Here is a 15571-nt window from a genome sequence, read left to right on the forward strand (position 1 = left end):
TATCTGCTCGTACGCCCTGTACTCACCACCGTACTTCTTCGCCAAAATCTTCGTCATCGCCGCCGTTAACGTCGTCTTACCATGATCAACGTGCCCTATCGTCCCAACGTTTACATGCGGCTTCGTTCGCTCAAATTTTGCTTTCGGCACGGTCGCGTTACCTCGTCATACTTTTCTGTTTGTCAGGGTACTCAGTTTGCTTTACCACCGCCTCCGCAATACTCGCGGGTACCTCACTGTATTTTGAAAACTCCATTGTGAAGGTAGCACGACCTTGCGTGGCGGAACGCAGGTCGGTCGCATAATCAAACATCTCGGCAAGAGGAACCTCAGCGCGGATCACCTTCCCCGCCGGCGTATCGTCCGTGCCGTGCAAGACGGCGCGGCGCCGATTCAGATCGCCGTTCACTGCGCCGAGGTATTGTTCCGGCGTGACCACCTCCACCTTCATAACAGGCTCCAGCAAGACTGGTTGAGCCTTGGAAACACCTTCCTTAAACCCCAATGCTCCTGCAACTTTGAAGGCCACCTCACTGGAATCGACTTCGTGATACGAGCCGTCGTAAAGTGTCACCTTGACATCCACAACCGGGTAACCAGCAAGGGTTCCATTTTCCATCTGCCCCTGAACACCTTTATCGACAGCTCGTATGTATTCCTTTGGAACAACGCCACCGACGATCTCGTTGGCAAACTCATACCCACCGCCAGGTTCGTTCGGCTCAATCCGCAGTAAAACATGGCCATATTGACCGCGGCCGCCTGTCTGGCGAACGAACTTGCCTTCGGCCTTATCCACGACCTTGCGAATCGTCTCACGATAGGCGACCTGGGGTTTACCCACATTGCCATCCACGTTGAACTCTCTTCGTAGGCGATCAACGATGATCTCAAGGTGCAATTCACCCATCCCAGATATGATGGTTTGCCCTGACTCCTCGTCCGTATGAACCCGGAAGGATGGATCCTCCGTTGCAAGTTTGCTTAAGCTTGCATCCATCTTGTCGTGATCGCCTTTTGTCTTTGGTTCTATAGCGATAGAGATCACGGGATCAGGAAACTCTATGCGCTCTAATGTAATCACGTTATTAACGTCGCAGAGCGTATCGCCTGTAGTGACGGACTTGAGCCCAACAGCAGCCGCAATATCGCCCGCGCGTACTTCTTTGATCTCAACCCGAGTGTTGGAGTGCATCTGCAGAATCCGCCCAATGCGCTCTTTCCTACCCTTAACGGGGTTGTAGACCGTATTACCGGACTTGAGTATGCCGGAGTACACGCGGAAGAATGTCAAGCTTCCAACAAACGGATCCGTGGCAATCTTAAAAGCAAGTGATGCGTACGGTGTATCGTCTGAGGCGGGCCGTTCGGCTTCGGTGCCTTTGCCATCATCGAGGATTCCTTTTATTGGAGGAACATCGACGGGAGCCGGTAGATAGTCAATCACGGCATCCAACAGGGCCTGTACGCCTTTATTCTTGAAGGCAGACCCACACAGGGTAGGCACCACTTCATTCTTAAGTGTGCGTAGCCGTAGTCCCTGCCTGATCTCGTCAGGTGAAAGCTCTCCTGATTCTAGATATTTATCCATGAGTTCTTCGGACGCTTCAGCCGCGGCCTCAAGCATCTTCTCGCGCCACTCACGACTTGCATCAAGTAAGTCAGCAGGAATATCCCGTTCCTCAAACCGCATGCCCATCGTCGCATCATCCCAGTAGATCGCCTTCATTCGAATAAGGTCAACAACGCCTTGAAACTTATCTTCGACCCCCACAGGAAGTTGTACCGGTATCGTACTGCTACCCAAACGTTCCTGGATCTGTTGGGCAACGCGCAGAAAATTCGCGCCAGCCCGATCCATCTTGTTGACAAACGCGATACGTGGGACGCTGTACTTGTTCGCTTGGCGCCACACCGTTTCCGATTGCGGCTCTACGCCAGCTACACCACAGAATATAGCGCAGGCCCCATCGAGGACTCGGAGAGATCGCTCCACCTCAATTGTAAAGTCGACGTGCCCGGGTGTGTCGATGATATTGATGCGATATTCTGGATGCTGGTTCGCCATACCCCGCCAGAAACAGGTAGTTGCCGCCGAGGTGATCGTGATCCCTCTCTCCTGTTCCTGCTCCATCCAATCCATGACAGCCGCGCCATCATGAACCTCCCCAATCTTGTGCGATACGCCGGTGTAGTAAAGGATACGTTCGGTAGTCGTAGTCTTCCCTGCATCGATGTGGGCCATGATGCCGAGATTGCGATAACGCTCAATGGGTGTTGTCCTTGCCACGATACTTATCCCGCTGTCTATACTCCATCAGGGCAGGAAACTGCCTTTGGCAGACCTACCAGCGAAAATGAGAAAACGCCCTGTTGGCCTCTGCCATTCGATGGGTACCTTCACGCTTTTTGATGGCAGAGCCTTTGCTCTCGGACGCGTCGAGGAGTTCGCCCGCTAGGCGCATCCCCATGTCTTTTTCACCGCGCTTGCTGGCCGCATCGACAATCCACCGCATCGCCAGTGTCATGCTCCTTCCCACACGCACTTCAACAGGGATCTGGTAGGTCGCACCACCAACGCGCCTTGATTTCACCTCAACAACCGGCCGCACATTGTTCAGCGCTTTATTAAATACCTCCAGTGGCTCGGCCGCCCCCTTGGCTGCAATCTGATCCAGGGCCCCGTAAACGATCTTTTCCGCAACGGATTTCTTGCCGCTCCGCATTATCATGTTAATGAATTTAGCCACGGTTTGATCCTCAAACTTCGGATCGGGGAGGATGGCACGTTTAGCGACTATTCTTCTTCTTGGCATAAGACTGACACTCAAATTAAACGTTCGCATCCCACGGCTTGACGACTACGCCTTGGGTCGCTTCGCACCGTACTTCGAGCGACCTTGACGCCTGGAGGTGACGCCCGACGTATCCAAGGTACCGCGCACCGTGTGATACCGTACCCCCGGCAGGTCCTTAACGCGGCCACCACGGATCAGTATTACGGAGTGCTCTTGCAGATTATGGCCTTCGCCGCCAATATAGGTCGTAACTTCCTGGCCGTTTGTAAGGCGTACCCGCGCTACCTTGCGTAATGCAGAGTTCGGCTTCTTAGGCGTCGTGGTGTAGACACGCACACACACACCACGCTTTTGAGGGCATGCCTCAAGCGCCGGGACATTGTTCTTGCTGCGCTGGCGTTTTCTAGGCCTTCTGACCAGCTGGTTAATCGTTGCCATTGGCGAGCATCCAAGAACCGGTAATACATCATTAGATAACGGCGGGGCACCAAGCCATATCGCCCAGGCCGCTGAGTCGACATGACCCGTTTCCAAACTCCTAAAAAAACGACAGGCAGGAGTCACTCCAGCCTGTCAAAGCCGCGGAATTTTAAGGCTTTTTGCGCTCCCCTGTCAAGACAGGGGCAGCTTCTACGCACCCGTCGTGTGGCGCACCTTATCCATCTGTTCGACGCTGACTGGCGCCTCAGCCACCGCTGCAGGAGGCTCACTCTCGGCGGTTTCAAACGCCGCATCAGCCCCCTGAAGGCGCTGGCGCTTGCGTTCCGCATGGTAGGCGAGCCCAGTACCCGCCGGTATCAAGCGACCGACGATCACGTTTTCCTTCAGTCCCCTGAGTTTATCTCGCTTGCCATTCACCGACGCCTCGGTCAACACACGAGTGGTCTCCTGAAAGGAAGCCGCCGATATGAACGATTCCGTCGATAGAGACGCCTTGGTGATGCCAAGCAGGACCGGTTGCCAACTGGCCGGCTTCTTACCATCGGCCTCGATACGCTCATTTTCTTCGAGCACGCGCGGACGGTCCACTTGCTCGCCCTTGAGGTACTGAGTATCCCCTGGATCCGTTATCTCCGCCTTGCGCAGCATCTGGTGGACGATAATCTCGATATGCTTGTCGTTGATCTTGACGCCCTGGAGCCGGTAGACCTCCTGAATCTCAATGACGATGTAGTTCGCAAGTGCATGCACCCCCATGAGTCGCAAGATGTCATGGGGAACAGGTGGGCCTTCCACCAAACTCTCCCCGCGTTCGACGTGTTCCCCTTCAAATATCGTCACATGGCGCCATTTGGGAATGAGTTCTTCGTGTGTGTCACCTTCCTTGCTGGTTATGATGACCCGCTGCTTCCCTTTGGTATCCTTTCCAAAGCTGACCGTTCCGGAGATCTCCGCCAGAACGGCTGGCTCTTTGGGCTTTCGCGCCTCAAAAAGATCCGCAACTCGCGGCAAACCACCGGTGATATCACGGGTCTTAAACGACTCCTGCGGTAGGCGTGCAATCACATCCCCCACGTTAACATGCCCGCCTTCTTCCACGCTGATGATAGCTCTCGGCGGCAAGTAATAGTGGGCTGGAATATCTGTGCCGGGGATCAAGAGCTCCTTATCCTTAGTCTTTCCTTTCGTCTTGGTCTTGGCTTTTGCCTTGCCCCTTCCCTTCTCGTGCACGAGTTTGACTGTGGGGCGCAGATCCTTGGCACCGATACCGCGTTGCTTGGGATCCGTGATCACCATGTTTGTGAGCCCCGTGATCTCATCAACATGGCGGTTGACGGTTACGCCATCCACGATATCAGAGAACTGGACGCGACCCGCAACCTCCGCGACCACGGGATGGGTATGGGGGTCCCAATTGGCAACGACCTGCCCTGGCTGGACGGCGTCCCCATCCACTACGGTGAGTACTGCCCCATAGGGGACCTTGTAACGTTCTCGCTCACGCCCAACTTCGTCAAGCAACGCAAGTTCGCCTGAACGCGACACAGCCACATATTTGCCCTCTTCCCTGTGCAAGAGCTTCACATTGTGCAACCTGATCTTGCCCTTAGATTGGATCTCGATATTGCTGACCGCCACTGCGCGCGAAGCAGCACCCCCGATATGGAAGGTCCGCATCGTCAACTGGGTGCCGGGTTCACCGATGGATTGGGCGGCTACGACACCGACAGCTTCACCAATGTTAACCGGGTGGCCACGACCCAGATCTCGGCCATAGCACGCGGCACATATTCCGTAACGCGTCTCACACGTAATGGGGGAGCGAACGATGACTTTATCAACACCTACTGTCTCCAAGCGCTCAACCCACTGTTCATCAAGCAGCGTTCCGGCAGGCGCAACGACCTCATCTGAATCCGCCTTACAAGCGTCCTTTGCCACCATCCTCCCAAGCACCCGCTCACGCAACGGTTCAACCACGTCCCCCCCTTCGATTAGCGGCATCATCACCAGTCCTGCGTCGGTGCCACAATCGACTTCGGTGACCACCAGATCCTGGGCGACATCAACAAGCCGGCGGGTGAGGTAACCGGAATTTGCAGTCTTTAATGCCGTATCGGCCAGACCCTTACGCGCGCCATGGGTGGAAATAAAATACTGCAAGACGTCCAGGCCCTCTCGGAAGTTAGCTGTGATCGGGGTCTCGATGATGGAACCGTCCGGCTTTGCCATAAGGCCACGCATACCGGCGAGTTGGCGTATCTGCGCTGCGGAACCGCGCGCACCGGAATCCGCCATCATAAAAATAGAGTTGAAGGAAGCCTGCTGAACGTCCTTGCCTTCGCGATCGCGGACGTGTTCAGTTCCCAACTTTTCCATCATGGCCTTGGCAACCTGGTCATTGGTGTGAGACCAAATGTCTACAACTTTGTTGTATCGCTCTCCATTAGTTACCAGACCCGACGCATATTGCTTTTCAATCGCTTTGACTCCGGTTTCCGCCTTGCTGATGATCGCCTTCTTTTCATCAGGAACCACCATATCCTCAACCCCGATTGAAATACCCGCCTTAGTGGCACAAGCAAAGCCGGTGTACATCAGTTTATCCGCAAAGATCACGGTGTCCTTGAGCCCCAATTGGCGATAGCATGAATCGATTAACTGCGACACAGCCTTGTTGTTCAAAACCTTGTTGACGAGATCAAACGGGAGCCCCTCCGGCACCAAGGGCGACAGCAAAGCACGGCCGACCGTCGTCTCAACCCGCTTCCATGACTCCTCACGATCCCCGTTCTCATCAAAGCTGACATCTCGGATACGAACCGAAATCCCAGCATGCAGATCGACCACTCTGTTCTCATACGCACGGTGGACCTCCGCGACATCGGCGAACGTCATGCCCTGGCCGCGTGCACTTGCCGATTCCCGCGTCAAGTAATACAACCCTAAAACAACATCTTGCGTCGGCACGATGATCGGCTCCCCATTCGCCGGTGACAGGATGTTATTCGTGGACATCATCAAGGTACGCGCTTCGAGTTGCGCCTCCACCGACAGCGGCACATGCACTGCCATCTGGTCACCATCAAAATCCGCATTAAATGCCGAGCACACGAGTGGGTGCAACTGGATTGCCTTCCCTTCGATCAGTACCGGCTCAAATGCCTGAATACCGAGGCGGTGTAATGTGGGTGCACGATTCAAGAGCACCGGATGCTCACGGATGACTTCCTCAAGCACATCCCAGACTTCCGGCCCCTCTCGCTCAACCAACTTTTTTGCAGCCTTTATCGTCGTCGCAAGTCCACGCCGTTCCAACTTGCCGAAGATATACGGCTTGAAAAGCTCCAACGCCATCTTCTTTGGTAGACCACACTGATGCAGCTTCAGCGTGGGTCCGACCACGATCACCGAACGCCCAGAGTAGTCAACGCGTTTGCCTAATAGATTCTGGCGGAAGCGACCCTGCTTTCCCTTGATCATGTCAGCAAGGGACTTCAAGGGTAGTTTGTTCGTGCCGGTAATAGCCCGGCCTCGACGGCCATTATCCAGCAACGCATCCACGGCCTCCTGCAGCATCCGCTTCTCATTACGGACGATAATGTCCGGAGCGTTGAGGTCAAGCAGCCGTTTCAGCCGGTTATTTCGATTTATGACGCGCCGGTAGAGATCATTAAGGTCAGACGTGGCAAAGCGGCCACCATCCAGAGGAACCAGTGGCCTGAGGTCCGGCGGAAGGACGGGTAAGGCCCGTAAAACAATCCATTCCGGCCGATTCCCCGAATGCATAAAGGCCTCAAGTAGTTTCAGGCGCTTGGTCAGCTTTTTCAGCTTGGTCTCTGAGTTGGTTTTCGGGATCTCCTCTCGAAGCTTGGCAACCTCCGTCGGGATATCAATCGTCCTGAGCAGCTCGTGTATCGCCTCGGCCCCCATGCGCGCATCGAACTCGTCACCGTATTGCTCTATCGCATCAAGATAAGCTTCTTCAGTGAGGGTTTGGCCACGCTCAAGCTGCGTCATCCCCGGGTCGATCACGACATGGGCTTCAAAGTAGAGCACGCGCTCGATTTCCCTGAGTGTCATGTCGAGTAGCAATCCCATACGAGAGGGAAGCGATTTGAGGAACCATATATGGGCAACCGGGCTCGCTAACTCAATGTGAGCCATGCGCTCACGGCGCACTTTAGACAGGGTAACCTCCACACCGCATTTCTCGCACACCACCCCACGGTGCTTGAGTCGCTTGTACTTCCCACACAGACATTCATAATCCTTAACCGGACCGAAGATCTTTGCACAGAAGAGGCCGTCCCGCTCAGGTTTAAATGTCCTGTAATTAATAGTCTCGGGCTTTTTAACCTCGCCATACGACCAGGAGCGGATCTTTTCCGGAGAGGCAAGGCCAATGCTAATCGCATCGAATTCCTCAACCTGTCCTTGCTGTCTTAGAAGTCTCAGTAAGTCTTTCAAGGTCTGCTACCTCCGTTGGGTGGCTAAATCCGCAATGCTTTGCAATGACACCGTATGCTCAAGCACGTTCGCTATACCAACGCACACTAGTTTTGTTCCAATTCAATATCGATACCCAATGAACGGATCTCCTTAACCAGCACATTGAAGGATTCCGGCATACCTGCTTCCATGCGATGGTCACCATCCACGATGTTTTTGTACATCTTCGTGCGACCATTGACGTCGTCAGATTTGACGGTGAGCATCTCCTGCAGCGTATAGGCGGCGCCGTACGCCTCCAGCGCCCAGACTTCCATTTCCCCAAAACGTTGGCCACCGAACTGAGCCTTGCCTCCTAAAGGTTGCTGGGTCACAAGACTATAGGGTCCGGTGGACCGTGCATGCATCTTGTCATCGACCAGATGATTGAGCTTCATCATATACATGTAGCCCACCGTGATTGGACGATCGAAGGGTTCGCCTGTGCGTCCATCGTAAAGGATGCTCTGGCCACTTTTTGGCAGCCCTGCCAATTCCAACATCTCCGTAACTTCACTTTCGCTCGCTCCATCAAAAACGGGTGTCGCCATTGGTACCCCGTCCTTAAGATTCTCTGCAAGCTGCAGGATTTCATCGTCAGTGAGCGACCGCAGATCCTCTTTCTTGCCGCTGGTATTGTAGATCTGATCCAAAAACCGACGGATTGCCGGAATGCGGGCTTGCTCCTGGAGCATCTTTCCGATCTGCTCACCCAAGCCTTTCGCGGCCCAGCCAAGATGTGTCTCCAGTACCTGGCCGACATTCATTCGCGAGGGCACCCCCAGCGGGTTCAGTACGATATCGATCGGGGTGCCGTCATCCATGTAAGGCATGTCTTCGACAGGGACGATTGTGGAGATCACGCCCTTATTACCATGGCGTCCGGCCATCTTGTCACCAGGCTGTATGCGTCGCTTGACCGCCAGATAGACCTTGACCATCTTCAGTACGCCGGGCGCCAGATCGTCACCTGAGGTAAGTTTTGTGTGCTTCTCTTCATAGCGCTTATCGAAATCCTTGCGCAATTGCTCAAGCTGCACCGCCGCCTGCTCCAGCTGAGCATTCACGGACTCGTTGCGCAGGCGGATCTTGAATAACTTTTCCCGACTCAGCCCTTCGAGATATCCCTTGGAGATCTTCGTGCCGGCCTCAAGTCCCTGGGGGCCGCCGTCGGCAAGCTTGCCCGTCAGTAATCTCTCAACGCGCTGGTAGACCCCTTCCTCCATGATTCGGAACTGGTCATTCAAGTCTTTCTTGACGCTTGCCAACTCGACATTTTCGATCTCTAACGCGCGGGCATCTTTTTCCACTCCGTCCCGGGTAAATAGTTGGACATCAATAACTATGCCGTTCATCCCCGATGGCACTTTGAGCGATGTGTCCTTCACATCAGATGCCTTCTCGCCGAAGATCGCCCGGATCAGTTTCTCCTCCGGCGTGAGTTGCGTCTCACCCTTGGGCGTGACCTTCCCCACCAGGATGTCGCCCATGTTCACCTCGGCACCGATGTACACAATGCCCGATTCATCCAGCTTGGAGAGCGCTCCTTCACTTACGTTTGGTATATCGGCCGTGATCTCCTCAGGACCAAGTTTCGTGTCTCGAGCTACGCAGGTCAGTTCCTCGATGTGGATGGTGGTATAGCGGTCCTCTTCCACCACGCGCTCAGAAACAAGAATGGAGTCCTCGAAGTTGTAGCCGTTCCACGGCATAAACGCCACGAACAGATTCTGACCCAGGGCCAGCTCCCCCATGTCGGTCGCTGGCCCATCCGCAAGCACATCCCCGCGAGCGATGACATCTCCCGGCTTCACCAAGGGCCTCTGATTGATGCAGGTGTTCTGGTTAGATCGCGTGTATTTGGTCAGATTATAGATGTCGACACCCGGTTCACCTGCTATCGTTTCGTCGTCGTTGACGGAAACTACAACACGGCTCGCATCGACCGAATCCACAACACCACCACGCTCCGTAACCACCGTCACACCGGAATCAATCGCAACGGTCCGCTCTATGCCAGTGCCAATGAGTGGTTTCTCTGTACGCAAAGTGGGCACGGCTTGGCGTTGCATATTGGAGCCCATCAACGCCCGATTGGCATCGTCATGTTCCAAAAATGGAATTAATGCCGCTGCGACGGAAACGATCTGCCGAGGTGAAATGTCCATATATTGCACCCTGTCTGGGGTCAACAGCGTGAACTCGTTCTGATAACGACAGGAGACCAGTTCATCAACCAACCTCCCTCTCGCATCCAGGGTTGCATTAGCTTGGGCGATCACATACTCGCCTTCCTCGATGGCCGAGAGATATTCAACCTTGTCGGTGACCTTGCCATTGACCACTCTTCGGTAAGGCGTCTCTAAAAACCCATACTTGTTGGCGCGGGCGTAAATCGCCAGCGAATTTATCAAACCGATGTTCGGTCCTTCCGGTGTCTCAATCGGGCAGACACGACCATAATGCGTTGGATGAACATCGCGTACTTCAAAACCCGCACGCTCGCGTGTCAATCCGCCTGGCCCCAGTGCAGAAATGCGGCGCTTGTGTGTCACTTCGGATAGCGGATTGTTTTGATCCATGAATTGGGATAATTGGCTAGACCCAAAAAATTCCTTGATCACCGCAGACACCGGCTTTGCATGGATCATCTCCTGAGGCATGAGACCTTCGGACTCTGCCAGAGAGAGTCGCTCTTTAACGGCACGTTCCACACGCACTAAGCCCACCCGAAACTGGTTTTCCGCCATCTCCCCGACGCTTCTAACACGGCGATTTCCAAGATGATCAATATCATCGACAGCACTCTTGCCATCACGTACCGCAATTAGCATCTTAAGCACGTCGATAATGTCTTCTTTCGTGAGCACACCTGGACCATCCTCATCCTTGCGTCCGACGCGGCGATTAAACTTCATGCGCCCGACCGCCGAAAGGTTATAACGGTCTGAACTGAAGAACAGATTTTTGAAAAGTTTTTCAGCCGCATCCTTGGTCGGAGGCTCTCCGGGGCGCATCATCCGGTATATCTCGATTTGGGCATCGAGTGCCGTACGCGTTGGATCACCACGCAACGTTTCAGAGATATAGGGGCCGCGATCGAGATCATTAGTATAGAGAGTCTCCAGCTTCGAGATACCCGCATCTCTAAACTGTTCCAGCATTTCCTCAGAAATTTCAGAATTTGCCTCTGCGAGTACCTCACCAGTCGACTTATCAACGATATCTATTGCAAGAGTCTTTCCGACGAGATATTCAACCGGTACTTCCAGTTCCCTTAGCCCGGCCTTCTCGAGCTCGCGGATATGACGCGCTGTTATACGCCGTTCTTTCTCAACAATGAGCTTGCCCTTCTTTGTCTTAATATCAAAGGAAGCCGTTTCCCCTCGCAGACGGTCTGGTATCATCTTTAGCCTGATGTTCTTCTTGTTTAATTTGAAGGTATTCGATTCGAAAAAGACACCTAGGATTTCCTCGGTCGAGCAGTCGAGTGCACGCAGCAGGATAGTTGCCCGAATCTTCCGACGCCGGTCGATACGTGCATACACGAGATCCTTCGCGTCGAACTCAAAATCTAGCCAAGAACCTCTATATGGAATAACACGCGCTGAGAATAGCAGCTTGCCAGATGAATGCGTTTTGCCCTTGTCATGTTCAAAAAAGACACCCGGGGAACGGTGCAACTGGGAAACGATAACGCGCTCCGTACCGTTGATTACAAACGTGCCATTCTTGGTCATGAGCGGCAGTTCGCCCATGTAGACTTCCTGTTCCTTTATATCCTTCACCGCTTTACTGCTTGTACTCGCCTCCTTGTCGTAGATAATGAGTTGAAGCTTCACCCGCAACGAAGCGGCATAGGTTAGGCCCCGTAACCGGCATTCCTTAACATCGAATACAGGATCCCCTAGGTCGTAGCTCACATACTCAAGGACAGCACTTCCAGAATGGCTTCGTATCGGAAACACTGACTTGAATGTGCCATGGAGACCGGCATCGTTACGATCATCCGGTGGCAGATCGGTCTGAAGAAAAGCTGCATAGGAGTTGATCTGGGTTGAGAGTAGATAGGGAACCTCTAGAATGCTCGGACGTTTGCCAAAGTCTTTCCGGATACGCTTCTTCTGTGTATAGGAATAAGCCATCATGATTCCTCAAATGGTCACCGATGAGAAGAAGTGGCAAGCACGGTATAAGGTGTGCTCGTTGCGGCATCGCCAGCGGTGAGCGTACAGGCAGATCGAGCCCTGATCCCAGGGGCTATGTCTCGACCCTGGAACAATACGTAGCGACGGATGACGGGAAGCCACCCGCTGCTCCAAAACACTGGCAGACATTTCTCTCAAGCGTACGTCTACTGGAGTTCGACCGTTGCGCCCGCGTCTTCCAATAGTTTCTTGTTCTCCTCAGCCTCCTCTTTCGAGGCCCCCTCCTTAATAGTGGAAGGTGCACCCTCGACGAGTTCCTTAGCCTCTTTCAGACCCATCGCTGTCATCGCACGGACCGCTTTAATAACAGCCACTTTGTTCTCGCCGAAGCTCGATAAGACCACATTAAATTCTGTCTTCTCTTCAGCTGCCTCAGCAGCGGGTGCCACCGCAGCGCCTGCTGGGACAGCAGCAACGGTGGCGGCCGACACGCCAAATTTCTCTTCCATTGCCTCAACCAGCTCGACAATTTCCAACACAGTCATGTTGGAAACGGTCTTCAAAATTTCCTCTTTCGATACAGCCATAGCGCAAACTCCCAGGTTAAATTCAGGTGATGTAGCGTATATTTCGGCTTTAGGCAGCCTGCTGTTGATCACGAACCGCTGCCACAGTGCGAACCAGCACGCTATAAGGCGCTGCCAATGTACGCGCGAGCTTTTCGATGGGCGCCTTCATAACCCCCATCAACAAGCCGATTGCTTGCTCGCGACTTGGTAAGTTCGCAAGTGATTCAATTGCTGAGGTCTCTAACAGGCTCCCACCCGTTGCCACGAGCTTCACAACGAGTTTGTCATTCTCTTTCGCAAAATCCCGCACTAGCTTCGCGGCTGCGCCAGGCTCATCTGGTGAGAATACGAGCAACAAGGGCCCAATCAACCCATCCCGCATACAGGCAAACTCAGTCCCCTCAAGCGCCCGCCGCGCCAACGTGTTTCTGACAACGCGTAATACAACATTCGCATCGCGCGCCGAACGACGCAGCCGCGTCATGTCCGCGACACTTAACCCACGGTACTCTGCAGCGATTGCTGTATTAGATCTGGAGGCAATCTCAGCAACCTCTTTGACAATATTTTTTTTCCCATCAAGTGATAGACTCATACCGTTCAGCTCCTATTTCCTTCGTCAAAGGGCAAGGCTCCTCTGATCGACCACAATCCCTGGCCCCATCGTGCTCGAGACTGTCACCTTTTTCCTATAGACGCCTTTGGCTGTGCTTGGTTTTGCTTTATCAAGATCAGCCAAAAGTGCCTGCAAGTTCTCACGTAATGCATCTACCTCGAATGACATCTTACCGATTAAGCAGTGAATAATGCCGGCCTTGTCAGTCCGATAGCGAACTTGACCTGCCTTGGCGTTTTTTACCGCGCCCGCCACATCGGCAGTGACAGTCCCTACTTTTGGGTTAGGCATGAGGCCGCGCGGCCCCAGAATTTGTCCCAGTTGCCCCACGAGTTTCATTGCATCTGGCGCGGCAACCGCGACGTCGAAATCGATCTGCCCACCTTTCACTTTTTCCGCCAAATCCTCATATCCAACGATGTCAGCGCCAGCCGCTGTCGCGGCCTGCGCCTGATCGCCCTGCGCAAAAACGGCCACCCGTATCGTCTTACCCGTTCCGTGGGGCAACACGGTCGAGCCCCTTACGGCCTGATCCGACTTTCTCGGATCAACACCCAGATTGACACTCACGTCGACCGACTCCGTGAATTGAACGGACGATATCTCCTTGAGCAATTGAAGCGCCTCATCGACAGCATATTGCTTGCCCGGCTCAAGCTTTTCCCGGCAGCTTCTTACTCTCTTGGATCGCCTCGCCATGCCTAAATCCCTTCCGTCTCAATGCCCATACTTCGCGCTGTGCCCGCGATACTTCTTACCGCTGCTTCCAATTCAGCAGCAGTCAAATCTGGCATTTTGGTCGTCGCAATCTCCTCGATTTGCGCACGCGTTACCTTACCGACCTTTTCGGTATTCGGTTCACCGCTCCCTTTTGCGACACCCGCCGCCTTCTTCAGTAAAAATGAGGCGGGCGGCGTCTTAGTCACAAAGGTGAAGCTACGATCCGAGTACACCGTGATGACAACCGGTACGGGCAACCCAGGCTCCATGTTCTGCGTCTGAGCATTGAAAACCTTGCAAAACTCCATAATATTGACGCCATGTTGGCCAAGCGCTGGCCCAACAGGCGGACTTGGATTAGCCTGTCCCGCTGGTACCTGCAACTTAATGTATGTTTCGATCTTCTTTGCCAAAAAACGGTCCTCGATTAATGCAGCTCAACACTCCTTATACAACACTGTTTGCCCATACCCGCTACGACGTGATGCGTTGACTACTCCTTCCCAACTTGGCTGAATTCAAGTTCCACCGGTGTAGGCCGACCAAAGATGAGTACTGCGACACGTAAGCGACTTTTCTCGTAATTCACTTCCTCGACTACACCGTTGAAGTCCTTAAAGGGTCCGTCAATGACTCGTACCACTTCCCCCGGATCAAAAAGTACTTTGGGTCGCGGTTTTTCTGCACCTTCTTCCATACGTTCGAGAATTGTCTTCGCCTCTTTATCACTGATAGGCGCAGGCCTGGCACTGGTTCCCCCGATGAAACCCATGACTCTTGGTACATCCTTGACGAGGTGCCATGTGTCGTCATCCATTTCCATCTGCACGAGTACGTAGCCGGGAAAGAACTTACGATCGCTCTTGCGCTTCTGCCCTCCGCGCATCTCAACGACTTCCTCTGTGGGCACCAAGATATCTCCAAACCTACTCTGCAAACCACTGCGTTCAATACGCTCCTTCAACGAACGCATCACCTGCTGCTCGTAACCCGAATAGGCATGCACCACATACCATCTCAATTGCACGCACTCAGCCTCCCTGGCCAGTCAAGAGCCGAATGGCCCATCCCAAGAACATGTCGAGAAACCACAGGAAGATGGCCACCAATACGACCATTAACATCACAATGAGTGTTGTCTGCACGGTCTCTTGCCGCGTTGGCCATACAACTTTCCGTACCTCGATTTGTGCGTCCTGAAAAAACGCCCAAGTATGACGCCCCTTTCCAGTTTGTAGGGCAACAACGACGGCTATAGCCACCGCCGTCATTAGCCCGACGACTCTGAGCAGCAATGACTGATCCGCATAGATATAGAACCCCACAACGGCGCATATGACCAACAATAACGCCGTGAGGAGCTTGATGGTGTCCAATTTTGACCCGTGGGATTCCGCCTTTGAACTCATATGAATTAATCAATCGATCACCGCACGTTCGTCGTCACGCCCCGGGAGGCGCAGGCCCACAAGGGAAATGGCAGGCCAGGAGGGAATCGAACCCCCAACCTGCGGTTTTGGAGACCGCCGCTCTGCCAATTGAGCTACTGGCCTAGATCGGGCTCGGTTATCTGGGTTCACAAACCCAGGGCGCAGAGGTGCGTCGACATCAGAGCCCAATGACATGTACTCAATTCAACCCTGCCCACTTACTCGATTATTTTGGAGACGACGCCGGCACCAACGGTACGGCCGCCTTCACGAATGGCAAATCGCAATCCCTCTTCCATCGCAATCGGCGCAATCAACTTCCCCGTCATCTTCACGTTGTCACCCGGCATCACCATCT

Annotated in this window: 13 protein-coding genes and 1 tRNA gene; all 14 read right to left on the minus strand. The window is 53.7% G+C overall.

Annotation, left to right across the window (positions count from 1 at the left end; genetic code table 11):
• On the minus strand, positions 1 to 150 hold a 150-nt coding region (locus O6944_04620; protein ID MCZ6718423.1), incomplete at its 3' end, for a GTP-binding protein.
• A 7-nt stretch (positions 151 to 157) separates the two neighbouring features.
• Positions 158 to 2290 carry an elongation factor G gene (gene fusA / locus O6944_04625; protein ID MCZ6718424.1) on the minus strand — a complete coding sequence of 711 codons (2133 nt, stop codon included), beginning with the start codon at positions 2288 to 2290 and terminating at the stop codon, positions 158 to 160.
• Positions 2291 to 2345: 55 nt separating this feature from the next.
• Positions 2346 to 2816: a 30S ribosomal protein S7 gene (rpsG, locus tag O6944_04630; GenBank protein MCZ6718425.1), complete on the minus strand. Its 471-nt coding sequence runs from the start codon at positions 2814 to 2816 to the stop codon at positions 2346 to 2348.
• Positions 2817 to 2861: 45 nt separating this feature from the next.
• Positions 2862 to 3236 (minus strand): 30S ribosomal protein S12, encoded by a 375-nt coding sequence (gene rpsL / locus O6944_04635; GenBank protein ID MCZ6718426.1) that lies wholly within the window; start codon positions 3234 to 3236, stop codon positions 2862 to 2864.
• Positions 3237 to 3428: 192 nt separating this feature from the next.
• Positions 3429 to 7709 (minus strand): DNA-directed RNA polymerase subunit beta', encoded by a 4281-nt coding sequence (rpoC, locus tag O6944_04640; protein MCZ6718427.1) that lies wholly within the window; start codon positions 7707 to 7709, stop codon positions 3429 to 3431.
• A gap of 86 nt (positions 7710 to 7795) precedes the next feature.
• A complete protein-coding gene (gene rpoB / locus O6944_04645; protein MCZ6718428.1) occupies positions 7796 to 11875 on the minus strand; it encodes a DNA-directed RNA polymerase subunit beta in 4080 nt (1359 codons plus the stop codon).
• A gap of 209 nt (positions 11876 to 12084) precedes the next feature.
• Positions 12085 to 12465, minus strand: a complete 381-nt coding sequence (gene rplL / locus O6944_04650; GenBank protein ID MCZ6718429.1) for a 50S ribosomal protein L7/L12 — start codon at positions 12463 to 12465, stop codon at positions 12085 to 12087.
• A gap of 49 nt (positions 12466 to 12514) precedes the next feature.
• Positions 12515 to 13042: a 50S ribosomal protein L10 gene (gene rplJ, locus O6944_04655; GenBank protein MCZ6718430.1), complete on the minus strand. Its 528-nt coding sequence runs from the start codon at positions 13040 to 13042 to the stop codon at positions 12515 to 12517.
• Positions 13043 to 13066: 24 nt separating this feature from the next.
• Positions 13067 to 13762, minus strand: a complete 696-nt coding sequence (gene rplA / locus O6944_04660; protein ID MCZ6718431.1) for a 50S ribosomal protein L1 — start codon at positions 13760 to 13762, stop codon at positions 13067 to 13069.
• A 2-nt stretch (positions 13763 to 13764) separates the two neighbouring features.
• Entirely contained in the window at positions 13765 to 14196 is a 432-nt protein-coding gene (gene rplK / locus O6944_04665) for a 50S ribosomal protein L11 (GenBank protein MCZ6718432.1), read from the minus strand.
• A gap of 80 nt (positions 14197 to 14276) precedes the next feature.
• The gene (nusG, locus tag O6944_04670) at positions 14277 to 14810 is read right to left on the minus strand and encodes a transcription termination/antitermination protein NusG (GenBank protein ID MCZ6718433.1); all 534 of its coding nucleotides are present in this window, start codon (positions 14808 to 14810) and stop codon (positions 14277 to 14279) included.
• Positions 14811 to 14814: 4 nt separating this feature from the next.
• On the minus strand, positions 14815 to 15192 hold the full coding sequence (secE, locus tag O6944_04675) for a preprotein translocase subunit SecE (protein MCZ6718434.1): 378 nt from the start codon (positions 15190 to 15192) through the stop codon (positions 14815 to 14817).
• A 68-nt stretch (positions 15193 to 15260) separates the two neighbouring features.
• Positions 15261 to 15336 (minus strand) — tRNA-Trp (locus O6944_04680).
• Between the two features lie 95 nt (positions 15337 to 15431).
• On the minus strand, positions 15432 to 15571 hold a 140-nt coding region (tuf, locus tag O6944_04685; protein ID MCZ6718435.1), incomplete at its 5' end, for an elongation factor Tu.

It is taken from the genome of Gammaproteobacteria bacterium (assembly GCA_027296625.1).
Taxonomy (GTDB): Bacteria; Pseudomonadota; Gammaproteobacteria; order JAKEHO01; family JAKEHO01; genus JAKEHO01.

Bases quoted from the DNA above. Each gene is read 5' to 3' on its own strand.
- rpsG (MCZ6718425.1), bottom strand. From the start codon at position 2,816: ATGCCAAGAAGAAGAATAGTCGCTAAACGTGCCATCCTCCCCGATCCG.
- rpsL (MCZ6718426.1), bottom strand. From the start codon at position 3,236: ATGGCAACGATTAACCAGCTGGTCAGAAGGCCTAGAAAACGCCAGCGC.
- rpoB (MCZ6718428.1), bottom strand. From the start codon at position 11,875: ATGGCTTATTCCTATACACAGAAGAAGCGTATCCGGAAAGACTTTGGC.
- rplL (MCZ6718429.1), bottom strand. From the start codon at position 12,465: ATGGCTGTATCGAAAGAGGAAATTTTGAAGACCGTTTCCAACATGACT.
- rplJ (MCZ6718430.1), bottom strand. From the start codon at position 13,042: ATGAGTCTATCACTTGATGGGAAAAAAAATATTGTCAAAGAGGTTGCT.
- rplA (MCZ6718431.1), bottom strand. From the start codon at position 13,762: ATGGCGAGGCGATCCAAGAGAGTAAGAAGCTGCCGGGAAAAGCTTGAG.
- secE (MCZ6718434.1), bottom strand. From the start codon at position 15,192: ATGAGTTCAAAGGCGGAATCCCACGGGTCAAAATTGGACACCATCAAG.